Origin of the sequence: Nonomuraea sp. LPB2021202275-12-8 (assembly GCF_037044575.1) — a bacterium.
Taxonomy (GTDB): domain Bacteria; phylum Actinomycetota; class Actinomycetes; order Streptosporangiales; family Streptosporangiaceae; genus Nonomuraea.
Genome location: NZ_JBAHWD010000027.1, coordinates 107760 through 119245, shown reverse-complemented (window position 1 = coordinate 119245; position 11486 = coordinate 107760). Strand labels below are relative to the sequence as shown.

The following is an 11486-nucleotide window of genomic DNA, read 5'->3' as shown; positions in this document are numbered from 1 at the left end:
CCTGGGCAACCCCGCCGAGGTCAGCGATCATGCCGTCGTCGAGCAGAATCTCGCGCTGGCGGCGCAGCGCGGCGTTGTGCGCCAGCACCAGCAGCTTGCGGTCGCGATCCGTCAGCGGCCCATCCTGAGATGGCGGTTGTTCGCTGCCGTATCCGTCCGGGTAGCCGAGCCCGAGGTCGGCATCGACGACGTCCCGGAGTGGGACCAGGGCGCGCGGGCCGTAGCGGTCCAGGAATCGTTCATGCCAGGTCAGCCAGCCCGTGTTGAGCGCCGAACGGCGGGCCAACCGGACGAGCACGTCCGCTGCGGTGGCCGCTTCGGCCGCTACGGCGGCGGGGATGGTCACCTCCCCTTCCAGATGCAGATCGACGGCGAGCGGCGGGCGTGTGGTGCGGTGGATGGTCGCCATCGCGGCGGCTGCGCGTGCCCGATGATCGACCGCAACAGCGGCGGGCGTACGGTCGTGCTGGGCCAGCTCGTCGGCGATGGCGCGCAAGCCCTTCACGATGTCGGCCACCTCGTCGATCTCTTCCGCGTTCATCGCCTCGAGCTCTTGCAGGAGGTACCGGAGCGGATCGCAGGCCGTCATGGGCGGGCGCAGGCTGGTGAGCAGGAGGCGCTGGGCCACCAGCTCGGCCACGAGAGCGTCGATGGTGCTCTCAGCAGTTCGCAGGGAGGCGGCCGACAGCCGGTCCATCAAGTCCGCGACCGGGAGCGCATCACGCGCAAGGCGCAGAGCCGTCCGTACGGGACCGGTGGCGCGCACGCTCACCTCTCCCGGTGCACCACCTGCCAGGGTGCTGGCGCGGTGTTCGAGCACCAAGCGGCCGTCCCGTTCGAAGGCGAGGTTGTTGGCCGTCACCATCAAGCGCCGCCGCAGCGCCGTCTCACCTTCCAGCCGCTGAACAACGGCCGAGAGCCATTCCGCCGTGACACGGGCCATCGGGCGGTGTGCATCTCCGATGCGCACAGTCGGCGCGTCGCTTCCGGAGCTGATACGAGTCGGAGCCACCCCGGCGAACAGGCCGAACGGTGTCGCGCGGCCGGAAGCCCGCAGCAGGTAGCGCATCACGGACAGCACCGCCCGGCGCACTCCCGGATCAGACACCTGCCGTCCGGCGCAGATTTCGCGCACCCGCCGGGCCAGATCCGGGCTGGCCTGCTCTACAGCCGCCGCGAAGCCCGGCGTCTGCCACGTGCGAGCCAGCCAGACCTGCCACGAGGCGGGGCCTGCCTCCGGTCCAGTCAGGTCAGGCCACGATTCGGGTTGCTGGTCTGGACGCCACGCTGGGGCGCGCAGCACTGCGGCGTCGAGGTATCGGTACATCAGCCTCTCCATAGCTGGGGGCGCCCGGTCGGCTGGTGAGCCTCGCCGACCGAGCGCTTAGGCGTTGGATTCCAGCAGGACGTCTACGTGCCGCAACTGACGCAGGCAGTCCCACAGGTGGAGTTGCAGCCGTCGTCGGTCATGCGGATGAGTTGCTCGGCGGCCACACCGGATTCGACGATGGACACGTCCAGCTCGGCGAGCCAATCGGCGTCCCAGCCTTCGGCGTCCTGGGATTCCAGCGCAGGGGGTGCGAACGTTGCCGCGCCTCCGGTAGTGCGGGCGATCATGAAGGTCCTCCTTCGTTGGGGCGGGTGGGGTTCCCCGGTGCTCCCAGGCAGATCGTCAGACCTCCCCGGAGAGCCCGGCGGTCTATGGCCAGGCGATGACGACGGTCCCGTGCCGCTTGGCGATGACCCCGCTGGAGAGGGCCGGCGGGTCGGCGGGTTCGGGGAGGTATCGGATGGACGCAGCGCCACGGCGGTGGAATTCGTCCGCCCACCTGCGCAGCAGGTCCGCGTACCGGGCGGCGAGGTCCTCGGCCGAGGGCCCGTGAGCGTAGACACCGCTCTCGTATCCGCTGCTCATGTCGTCATTCGGCCGCGCGGCCCGGTAAGCGAAACTGTCGCCGTCGATCAGAACGGGCACGCCCTTGAGCGCCGGGCGCGCGATCAGCTCCCGGTCGATGGCCTCCTGATCGGCGTACAGCAGCGCCATATCCGAGGCGTTGGTGAGCAGGAACAGCGCCTGCTCGTCGGGCATGTCGAACACGGCTCCGGACCAGCGTTCGATCCTCGGCAGATGCAATGCCCGGCGCAGCGCGTCCCCATCGACCTTGAGGTCCTTATCGTCCAGGCGCAGCACCACCCCGTCCCCGATCGTGACGGTCCGCTCGGTGTGTGAGCCGGCCCCCTGGAACGGCACGAAGACGCACAACCCGTAGCTGCGGCTGACCAAGCCCGAGCCGTCGCGGTCGAACGCGATCCAGCGCGTCGTCCCCTTCAGCCGGAGCGGGACAACGATCCGGCCATCGTCAGCGAGCTGGTCGATCCAGGCCGGCGGAATGTCCCAGCTTCCAGCCGTGACGATGATCCGGTCGAACGGAGCAGCGTCGGGGACCCCCTCTTCGGCGTCGGCCCGCATCACGTCGACGCGGTCGTAGCCTGCCTCGTTGAGGAAGGTGCGGGCGCGCTCGACGATCTCGGGGTCGATGTCCACCGTGGTGACGTGTCCGCCGTTGCCGACGAGCTCGGCCAGCAAAGCCGCGTTGTAGCCGCCGCTGCCCACCTCGCACACGCGCATGCCCGGTTTGATGTCAGCCGCCTCCAGCATGGTCGCCTGGAGATGTGGCGCGGACACGGAGCTGATGGTCAGCCCGTTGTCGCCGCGCTTGACGATCGGCGCGATGTCCACGGCGTAGGCAACCTTCAGTGACTCGCCCGGCGTGAACAGGTGTCGCGGCACGGCGGCGAAGGCTGCTGCCACTCGCTCGGACTGACACGCCCCCTGATCACGCAGTTCGCACACCATGGCGGCGCGCAGCGTGGCGGCTTCCTCGACGTCGTTGTCGGTGGTCAAAGCTGGGTCCCCTCGTCTTGGCGGTGATGGACAACTGGTCAATGGTGGTTCGGGATTAGCCGCGCCACGCTCTTCCTTTGAGGAAGGTGTCAGACCCCGGCCTTTCCCCGCGGCGCAGATGCTCGGCCCGGTGACGCTCGGCCAGAGTGACGTAGACGTCTATGGCCTGCCGGTAGAGGCCGCGGCCGGTCTCCTCGTAGCCGCCGTCATCGGTGGAGCGCAGCACGAAGAAATGGCCGCCCTCGGACGCCCACTCGAACCGGCCGCAGCACGAGGTGTGCGAGACCCGGAGCAAACTGCCTACCGGTTCGTACGGAACCCACTTGAACGCAGGCTCTTTCTGCGTCGGCTCAACCGTCTGCGCACAGGATTCCTGCTCGGCCACGTCTCGCCTTGTCACTCGCGCCCCCTCGGAGGTTCGGAAAGCACGGCCTGAACGCTCACGGTCTCGGGCGGCGAACCCGCAGTGAGGCGCGGCAGACCCTCTACCTGCCAGTCGGGCGGTGCAACGCCATCCATGAGCTGCCAAAGCTCGTCCGGACTGCCCGCTTGAAGGATGATGCCGTGATCGGATTCGCCCAGGTAGAAGGCAATGTGGCGGCGCCAGTAGAGGGAGTACATCAGGAAGAACCAGCCGCCGGCGCGGCGCTGAAGATCAACCACCTGCCTCATCGCCACCGCGTCGGCAGCGGCCTCGGCCTCATTGCCCAGCATGGGCTCTCCTTGATAACAGGGACGTCTTGATGGCGCGGGCTGGGCAATGGGAAGTAACCACCCAGCCCGCGCCGAAAGGCGCGGTACGGCGGGGACGACTACACCGGGCCGCCCGCGCCCGGCGTGGCAGCACAACGTGCCGCACGCCTGCTCCCGTGACTTGGCACGTCCGTTCGATGGGAGTTCCAGTCAGCAGAGGGGATGGTCGTACGAAGTGCTCCACGCACGAACAGCAGCCTCGCCCCGATCGCGTCGAGCTGTTCCCGCCGCCGAGTAGCGACCGGCTTCCCGCCCAGGTGGTGCGCAGTGGGCAGGACCACCCCGTAGACGTTGGACAGAAGAAGGACGTCCAGCAGTCCGGTGAACGCGACGGTGTCCGCCGATTCGGTCCCTCGATCGGTGAAGATGCCGCAGAGCTGCAACTCGTGCTGCTCGCAGTATTGGGCGAGGGCCACCGTCAGCGCTGCTTGCCGCTCGGGGGTCGAGCGATGCAGCCGCAGGTACCCGTAGACGATCGGGCCGTCCACATCGTGTTGTTCGGTGAGTGTCCACAAGGTAGCCGTCCTTACCGTGGTCGGGGCTGGTGGCCCGCTCTTCGAGCATGGCCACCCCCGCCCCGGCTGGATACGACCCGCTGTCGCACTTGCGTTGCACTTCCGTAGGCCCTCGGTACCTCTGCGTGCTTCCATGGCCGTGGAAGGGAGCAGTGACGTGACGACCGTGCATGAGTGGACCGGCCTCGAAGCGCATGCACTTCGTCTTGCCGTACGGATGAGCGTGCGGGTGTTCGCGCAGCACCTCGGCGTCGCTCCCCGCACCGTGGCCAAGTGGGACCAACTGGGCTCCGCCACCCGGCCCCGCCCCGACACCCAGGCCATCCTGGACACCGCGCTGGCCCGCGCGGACTCGGCGACCCACCTGCGCTTCGAGACCCTGCTGTTGGAACTCGGCCAGGACGCCGACCAAGGGCTCCGAGTCACCCGGATCGGCCCTCGGGCCTGGGACTACGAGACCTGGACCGACGACCTCGACCGGGCCGTGGTCGCCCTCAGCCGCCAGAGCTTCAACTACGCCACGGACCTACTGAACCGATGGCTCACCCGCTACGACCCCCACGCCCTGGACGACAAGGGCCTGTACCTGTTCGCCCGGTCGACGACGCTGCTCGGCGACCTCCAACGCGACCAAGGCGCAGTCGCCGGCCCCCTGTCCGCTCGCCGCTCGTACCTCAACGCCCGCTCGATCTACGGTCAGCTCGACATCCCCCGCCGCATCGCCCAGCTCGACCTGTCGCTGGCGGTGGTCGCCGAGATGTCGGGCTCGTTGTACGAGGCCGCCAAGGAGTATGAAGCGCTGGCGGTGGACGACCGGCTCTCGCCACGTGATCGGACGCGAGCCCGGCTGTGGGTCGGCACCGCCCTGAGCAAGAACGACAAGAACGACTACGCCGCCCGGCTGATGACGACCGCCATCCGCGAGTTCGAGAGCCTCGGTGAGCCCGAGGACTGGTCCGTCGCGCACCAGAAACTCGCCCTGGCCCACCGTGGCGCCGGAAACCTCACGGAAGCGCTGCGCCTGATCGACCTCGCCCGTGCCACCGCCGTCACCGACGCGCCCATGCAGCGCGTACGGCTGGAGACGGCTTACGGGCACATCCTGCTTTCCGACCGGGCCACCGTGGATGATGGGCTGATGATCCTCGACCGTGCCGCACGCGAGGCCGCGCAGCACGGGCTCGCGCACCAACTGCGCAGCATCGAGGGCATCCAGCGGACCATCCAGGGGGACAACGACCAGTTCCCTCTGCCACGGCGATCAGGGAGCAGCCGAGTGAGCGTCAAGCAGCAGGTCATCACCGATGAGCAGTGGCGGCACGCCCGCGCGATCTGGGACTACCACCAGATGCACCACGACCTGCGCGAGTGTGATGTGGCCATCGGCCTCGGCAGCCACGACCTCGGGGTCGCGCGCGCGGCCGTCGAGCTGTATCGCGCCGGCTGGTTCCCGCTGCTCGTCTTCTCCGGCGCCACCAGCCCCACCACCGCGGCACGATTCCCCCGCGGCGAGGCCGTCCACTACCGCGAGCACGCGCTGGAACTCGGCATGCCCGACGAGGCGATCCTGGTGGAGCCGAACGCCACCAACACCGGTCAGAACATCGGCCTGTCCCGCCAGGTGCTGGCCGATGCGGGCATCCAACCCGTCTCGGTACTCCTGATCTCCAAGCCGTACATGGAGCGCCGAGCGTACGCCACGGCGCGGAAGGTGTGGCCCGAGGTCGAGGTGGTGTGCGCCTCAGAGCCGCTGGAGCTGGACGACTACATCAGCTCGATCGGCGATCCGAAGCTGGTCATCGACATGCTCGTCGGCGACTTCCAGCGCGTGATCGAGTACCCCAAGCTCGGCTACGCCATCGAGCAGCCCGTCCCAGGAGAGGTCCATGACGCCTACCAGGCTCTTCTCCGCGCCGGATTCGACAGCAGGCTCCTCACGTCCTGACTCGCCGAACGGGCAGGTGTGCGCCATCCACCAACCCAATCTCCTGCCCCGGCTCGCCACTCTCGCCAAGCTGTTCGCGGCCGACTACTGGATCGTCCTGGACGACGTGCAGTTCGCCCGGCGCGACTACCAGCACCGCACGCGCCTGTCCTCGCTCGACGGCTCGCAGCGGACGCAGTGGCTCTCCATCGCCACCCACCTGCCCCATGGCCGCTCCACCTCCATCCGCGGTGCGCGCCTGGCCGACCCTGCCCGCTGCCGCCGCCGCGTCGCCCAGCTGCTCGCCGACCACTACCGGCACAGCGCCTACTGGCCGACGTTCAAGCGCCGTCTCGAACCCATGCTCGCCGCGTTCGAGAGCACGGATCGGCTGGCGGACGTGACGGAGCTGTCCACCCGCCTGCTGCTGGCGGAGGTCGGGTGGCCGGGGCTGATCCTGCACAGCAGCGATCTGCTCGCCCGTGGCGAACGGTCACAGCGGCTGGCCGACCTTGCCTGGTTGACCGGTGCGAGGACCTACCTGTGCGGGACCGGGGGCATGCGATATCTGGACCCGGCCGCGTTCCGGGTTCATTCGATCGAGGTCCTCCCATTCCAGGCGCCCATGTCGGGCATGTGGGCATCGGCTCGGCAGGTGAGCGCCGTACATGCCCTGATGCTCGCCGGGCCGTATGCCCTGAGGCGGGAGCTGGAGGCTCTACGTGAACTGAAACGAGGAGGTGATCGTTTCAAGGACGTACGCTCGGGGTCATGACCCGCCATGTCGAGGTCCACGTGACCGCCGGGACCCGCGAAGAGACCGAGCGCATCGTCGATGCGGTGGTCGGGAGCCGGGTGGCGGCCGGTGCTCAGATCAGCGGTCCGATCGTGTCCACCTACTGGTGGCAGGGTGAGATCCAGCGGAGTGAGGAGTACCTGATCCTCATGAAGACCGTCACCGCACGGCTTGACGAGCTGATCATGGTCGTCAGGGAGGTCCACTCCTACGAGACGCCGGAGATCGTGGCCGTCCCCATCGAGGGTGGCCTGGCCGACTACCTGGACTGGATCACAGAAGAGACGGCTGTTTCCGCGAAGGGCGAGTAGCGGCGTACTCCGTGTGGAAATCTCTGGCGGCTTGGGTGCGTGAGGGCTTGAGCTCCACGGCGACGTTGTCCAGGCGCTCCCAACCGAGGGGGAAGTTCATCGCGGTGGTGGCGTCGAGTGCGGATCGCGCGGAGTCGACGGCCTCGGTGACGTCTCCGAGGCGGTAATGCGCGAGCGCCATCTCGGCCTTGACGACGCACAACTTCTTGACCTCGGTCGTCGGTCCGAGGTGGAGCGCGATCTCGTCCATGGCGGCGGCGGAGTCGTCGTGGCGCCGGAGCCGCGAGTGGACGGTCAGGCTCATGGACGCGAAGCGCCCCGGGTCGAGGAAGCACGTCCAGGGACGGGCGTTGATGTCCGCGCCCGCATAGACGTCCGCCGCTTCGTGGATCGAGCGCAACGCGCCCCGGTGGTCGCCGAGGAGCGCCGTCTCTTCGGCATGTCGGGCCAGCAACCACGCCCGTGTCGCGGGGTCGCCCTCGCCGATCCGGTTGAGCCCTTGCTGGATGAGCCTGGTGCTCTGCGCGCCGTTCCTGCCTGTCATGTACGAGCGGTAGCCGGACATGCAGGCGGCGATGGAGTCGTCGTTCGCGTGTTTGGCGGCGACGTTGGCCAGGCGGGTGTGTGAGGCCGTCATGTGTTCGTCGCCCTGCTCCCAGGCGAACCATGCGGCCAGGATGGCGCTCTCCCCGGCCACCACTGCCAGCCGATTTCGGTGGTGGTCTGGAAGGCCGCCTTCCAGCAGGGCGCTTACCTCGTTCAGGTGGCTGAGCAGCGCTGGATAGAGGGAGTCGGCGGGAATGTGTTCTTCGAGGCGGTGGAAGCCTCGTGTCCGGTCTTCGAGGTGGGTGATCGTCGTGTCGTCCGGCCGGTGGTCGCCGGCCAGGGCTCGCATGAGGCGTTGGGCTGGGTCGAGTGCCGCGCCCACTGTGGCGGCCGCGGCCAACTGCAAGACGGATCGGCGGTCCATGCGCAGGTTCAGCCTTCCTACTGTCCAAGCGAGGGCCAGGTGGTCACCGGGCAACTCGGTTGGTGATTCTGTTCTCGGCTCCGGGTACCGCGTCCACACACGTCGATAGAGCTCGGCGTACACCGGGCCGGGCCGGTGAGTGCCGGCCTCGTGAAAGCGGATTTCCCGAATGATCGAGCTTCGGCTCGGCAGGCTTGCGCGTGTTCGGGAGTCGGCCGCGAGCTCGAGTTGTCGTGCCAGTTCGTTCTGGCTCCAGCACCGGTGGAGCCGCTTCGCGCGGATGCCCTCCGCCCAGTTGGGCCTGACGCCATTTTCGCTCATGTGGGATCACCTGTGTGCCGGTAGCCGAGGGTCCTCCTGAAACTTCCTCCAGTCTCTTCCTGACGGTCCCCGCTTCGCAGGTGTTCGCTGTCCGTAATCAGATCAGTACTCGAACAGCAGGTTCGCCCGACTCGGAAAGGAGGTCCCGCACGTACTGGACGGCTTGACCTCTGACGCGAAGTCGGGTCCCCATAGGAGCCCGTCGCATCCACCCGGATCCGGCGGCCAACGACCGTAGGAGGAATGCCGCGAATGATCGCAGCAACAAACCCACAGGAACGACAGGAACGGACGCGCGCGCCCGAACGGATGATGTGGCGGTGCGTGTTCCCCGGGGATACCGACCAGGTCCGGCTGGCCCGGCGCATGGTCGAAGCGTTGTTCGCCGGAACGGGTCGCGAGAACGACGCCGGGCTCATCGTGTCCGAACTCGCGACCAACACCCTGCTGCACACCCGATCCGGCCACGCCGGAGGCTGGTTCGGGGTGGAGGTCCGTCTTCCGGACTACGGCCCGGCCTACCTCGGGGTCTATGATCTCGGCGGTTCCGGGATCCCGCGATTCAAGCGTCAGCAGGCCGAGCAGGAGCCGAGCGTGGGCGGCTTGGGGCTCGCGATCGTCAGGGAACTCGCCCTGACGCTCTCCCAGATCGGCAGCCCGCAGACCGGGCACACGGTGTGGGTCTTCCTCGAAGTCAAGGTCAGGGGCGTCGCATGTGCGGGCGCCGCAGCGGGATGAACGTGGTCGGCCTGCTGCTATCAGGCCGACCTCCGACGTACGACCGGGAACGTCTCCACGGGAGGAAAGGCGAACATGAGCACCGTTGACTTCGAGGCTGTCCTCGAAGAGTTGTATCCGGGGCGCGGCGATGACGTGCGGGCGAAGCTGTTCTCACTGATGTGCGACGTGGCCTTCGTCTACGTCAGCAGCGACGAGAACTGCAGCTTCAATGTCAGCCTCGACTCCACTCTCGACGCTGTCGAGGAGAACGTCCGCGAGATGCGGGCCCACCGCCTCAGCCTGCTGTCCCTCCTGTCCGCCGTCGGTGGACAGGAGGACGATACGTTGCGGGCGATCGGGTACGTCTGAACCCTGGATGGCATGATCCACGGTGCCCACCCGGTCGACGGGTGGGCACCGTTGTGCTTGGACCTCTCAGCCCACCTGGAGCGCTTCGGCGCGGTCGGCGGTGGTGGCGATCAGGTGGGTGTGGAGGAACGCGCTGATGGCCTCGTACGCCGTCAACTCGTTGGCTCGGTTGGTGAAGCCGTGTCCCTCGTCGGGGTAAATGTCGTAGCGGACCTCAACGCCTCGTTCGCGCAGGCGAGCGACAATCTGGTCGGACTCGGCCTGGGGGACACGCGGATCATGAGCTCCCTGGAGGACGAACAGAGGAGCGTTGATGCCATCGGCATGGGTGACGGGGCTGCGTGCCAGAAGGTGTTCGGCGCGCGTGTCCGGGTCGCCGAGGACGGTGGCGACGAAGGTCTTCCACGTGGGGGGCGACGCCTTCGCCAAGGTGAGCAGGTTGCTCGGACCGCACATGGAGACGCCTGCGGCCCATGGGTAGGGAAGGCGAGCCAAGCAGGACAGAGCGGCGAAGCCGCCGTAGGAAGCACCCATGACGGCAAGGCGGTTCGGGTCGGCCCAGTCGAGGGTGTGGAGGTACTGGACGGCTTGGTCCAGGTCGTCGAGGTCGATGCCGCCCCAGTCGCAGTAGATGAGCTTCTGGTGGGCGGTGCCATAGCCGGTGGATCCAGCGAAGTTGGGGGCCAGGATGGCGATGCCCTGGTGGAGAAGGTGCTGGTAGAGGCCGGAACGGGCGTAGACGGGACGTTCCTGGGATTCGGGGCCACCGTGGATGGACAGCAGGACCGGGTGAGGGCCGGGGCCGTCCGGGCGGTAGAGCAGGGCGTGCACGTCGCGCCCATCGCGAGCGGGGTAGGTGATCAGCTCGGGTGCGATGGGGTCGATGACGTGCAGGGCCGGGGGGCGAGTGTCGGTGAGGTAGCGGAACTCGTGGCGAGATAGGTCCAAGACCGCTAGTTCTGCCGGCCTTGCCGCAGAGTTGATCATGACGACCGCGAAGGAGGCGTCCGGCGCCAGGGACAGGGCGGTGATGACGCCGGGCGGGATGTCGGGCAGCGAGACGGAGGAACCGTCGCGGTCCGCGTGCAGGCGGGAGCTGCCGCCCTCGTTGACGGACCAGATGCGGACTCCGGCTACTGCGTCGAGGACCTCGACGTCCCAGCTCGGGCGGGCGATCGGATGCAGGGATCCGGCTGCGAGGTCGTAGAAGGCGGCGGCGGTGAACTCGCTCCAATGGTCGGTGAGCAGGTGGAAGCCGCTGGAATCCGCCGCCCAGACTCCGGGGTCGAAGACCCCCTCACCGAGGGCGGACGTCACGCAGACCGGCTCGGCGGCCGAGTCGGTCAGGTCAGTGAGGTAGACGGCTATGTCGGTGTTGGAGCGGAAGCCGGTCGACAGCAGCCAGCGGCCGTCCGGAGAGAGGCTGACGGCCTCGAACGCGACCTCCTCGGGCGGCGTGAAGCGGCGGAGCTCGCCGGTCACCAGATCATGGACGATGAGGTCCTGGGCGGCGGGGTCGCGGTCGTTGGCGGTGTAGGCCAGGAAGCGGCCGGTCGGGTCGAACGGCGACCCGGCCAGGACCCGCTGGCAGTCCGGCCCGGAGCTGATCTCGGTCAGACCGCTGCCATCCAGCGCGACGAGGTAGAGGCGGAACTGCTCGTCCCCGTTCTCATCGGCGGTGAAGACCAGCTGGTCGCCTGAGGGCGTCCAGGCGATCTGACGGACCGTCCGGTCGTCGAAGCCTGCCACGCGGCGGGGCTCTCCCCCTGCGACGGGGACGACCCATAGGTCGTAGTGTCCGGAGACATGGCTGGAGTAGGCGACCAACTGGCCGTTCGGGGACAGAGCGAGGGTGGGCTGGAATCGTTGCTGGGGAACGAAGTCCAGGTATTCGGGCATGTG

13 protein-coding genes are annotated in these 11486 nt (G+C 68.1%); 5 read left to right on the top strand and 8 right to left on the bottom strand.

The window, feature by feature from the left end; translation table 11 throughout:
- The 6 genes from V5E28_RS35680 to V5E28_RS35655 all read right to left on the bottom strand — a co-directional run.
- Window positions 1–1327 (bottom strand): lantibiotic dehydratase family protein (locus V5E28_RS35680; RefSeq protein WP_336213623.1); only part of this gene is annotated, 1327 nt, incomplete at its 3' end.
- An 83-nt stretch (window positions 1328–1410) separates the two neighbouring features.
- On the bottom strand, window positions 1411–1617 hold the full coding sequence (locus V5E28_RS35675) for an FxLD family lanthipeptide (protein ID WP_336213622.1): 207 nt from the start codon (window positions 1615–1617) through the stop codon (window positions 1411–1413).
- Between the two features lie 82 nt (window positions 1618–1699).
- On the bottom strand, window positions 1700–2905 hold the full coding sequence (fxlM, locus tag V5E28_RS35670; RefSeq protein WP_336213620.1) for a methyltransferase, FxLD system: 1206 nt from the start codon (window positions 2903–2905) through the stop codon (window positions 1700–1702).
- 55 nt (window positions 2906–2960) lie between these two features.
- A complete protein-coding gene (locus tag V5E28_RS35665) occupies window positions 2961–3290 on the bottom strand; it encodes a hypothetical protein (RefSeq protein ID WP_336213619.1) in 330 nt (109 codons plus the stop codon).
- Between the two features lie 11 nt (window positions 3291–3301).
- Window positions 3302–3619 (bottom strand): hypothetical protein, encoded by a 318-nt coding sequence (locus tag V5E28_RS35660; RefSeq protein WP_336213617.1) that lies wholly within the window; start codon window positions 3617–3619, stop codon window positions 3302–3304.
- 98 nt (window positions 3620–3717) lie between these two features.
- Complete coding sequence (locus tag V5E28_RS35655; protein WP_336213616.1) at window positions 3718–4173, bottom strand: hypothetical protein; 456 nt, start codon at window positions 4171–4173, stop codon at window positions 3718–3720.
- A gap of 157 nt (window positions 4174–4330) precedes the next feature.
- Between V5E28_RS35655 and V5E28_RS35650 the strand changes: the two genes are divergently transcribed.
- From V5E28_RS35650 to cutA, 3 genes are read left to right on the top strand one after another with little or no spacing between them, the layout of a single operon-like run.
- Entirely contained in the window at window positions 4331–6118 is a 1788-nt protein-coding gene (locus V5E28_RS35650; protein WP_336213615.1) for an ElyC/SanA/YdcF family protein, read from the top strand.
- The gene (locus V5E28_RS35645) at window positions 6060–6872 is read left to right on the top strand and encodes a WbqC family protein (RefSeq protein ID WP_336213614.1); all 813 of its coding nucleotides are present in this window, start codon (window positions 6060–6062) and stop codon (window positions 6870–6872) included. The genes V5E28_RS35650 and V5E28_RS35645 overlap by 59 nt, the downstream gene beginning before the upstream one ends.
- Window positions 6869–7204 (top strand): divalent-cation tolerance protein CutA, encoded by a 336-nt coding sequence (cutA, locus tag V5E28_RS35640; protein WP_336213613.1) that lies wholly within the window; start codon window positions 6869–6871, stop codon window positions 7202–7204. Before V5E28_RS35645 ends, cutA begins: the two co-directional genes overlap by 4 nt.
- On the opposite strand, the gene V5E28_RS35635 is transcribed toward cutA, so the two are convergent.
- Window positions 7167–8174, bottom strand: a complete 1008-nt coding sequence (locus tag V5E28_RS35635) for an XRE family transcriptional regulator (RefSeq protein WP_336213612.1) — start codon at window positions 8172–8174, stop codon at window positions 7167–7169. The two genes, cutA and V5E28_RS35635, sit on opposite strands and share 38 nt — an antisense overlap.
- Window positions 8175–8819: 645 nt before the next feature.
- Between V5E28_RS35635 and V5E28_RS35630 the strand changes: the two genes are divergently transcribed.
- Together V5E28_RS35630 and V5E28_RS35625 are read left to right on the top strand one after the other, a co-directional pair.
- Window positions 8820–9233 carry an ATP-binding protein gene (locus V5E28_RS35630; protein ID WP_336213611.1) on the top strand — a complete coding sequence of 138 codons (414 nt, stop codon included), beginning with the start codon at window positions 8820–8822 and terminating at the stop codon, window positions 9231–9233.
- A gap of 75 nt (window positions 9234–9308) precedes the next feature.
- Complete coding sequence (locus V5E28_RS35625; RefSeq protein ID WP_336213609.1) at window positions 9309–9584, top strand: hypothetical protein; 276 nt, start codon at window positions 9309–9311, stop codon at window positions 9582–9584.
- A 66-nt stretch (window positions 9585–9650) separates the two neighbouring features.
- Here V5E28_RS35625 and V5E28_RS35620 read toward each other — a convergent pair whose 3' ends face one another.
- Window positions 9651–11483, bottom strand: a complete 1833-nt coding sequence (locus V5E28_RS35620; protein WP_336213608.1) for a S9 family peptidase — start codon at window positions 11481–11483, stop codon at window positions 9651–9653.
- Window positions 11484–11486: the final 3 nt, after the last annotated feature.

Excerpts from the sequence above, each read along its gene's own strand:
- V5E28_RS35675 (WP_336213622.1), bottom strand. The coding sequence starts at position 1,617 with ATGATCGCCCGCACTACCGGAGGCGCGGCAACGTTCGCACCCCCTGCG.
- V5E28_RS35660 (WP_336213617.1), bottom strand. The coding sequence starts at position 3,619 with ATGCTGGGCAATGAGGCCGAGGCCGCTGCCGACGCGGTGGCGATGAGG.
- V5E28_RS35645 (WP_336213614.1), top strand. The coding sequence starts at position 6,060 with ATGACGCCTACCAGGCTCTTCTCCGCGCCGGATTCGACAGCAGGCTCC.
- cutA (WP_336213613.1), top strand. The coding sequence starts at position 6,869 with ATGACCCGCCATGTCGAGGTCCACGTGACCGCCGGGACCCGCGAAGAG.
- V5E28_RS35635 (WP_336213612.1), bottom strand. The coding sequence starts at position 8,174 with ATGGACCGCCGATCCGTCTTGCAGTTGGCCGCGGCCGCCACAGTGGGC.
- V5E28_RS35625 (WP_336213609.1), top strand. The coding sequence starts at position 9,309 with ATGAGCACCGTTGACTTCGAGGCTGTCCTCGAAGAGTTGTATCCGGGG.
- V5E28_RS35620 (WP_336213608.1), bottom strand. The coding sequence starts at position 11,483 with ATGCCCGAATACCTGGACTTCGTTCCCCAGCAACGATTCCAGCCCACC.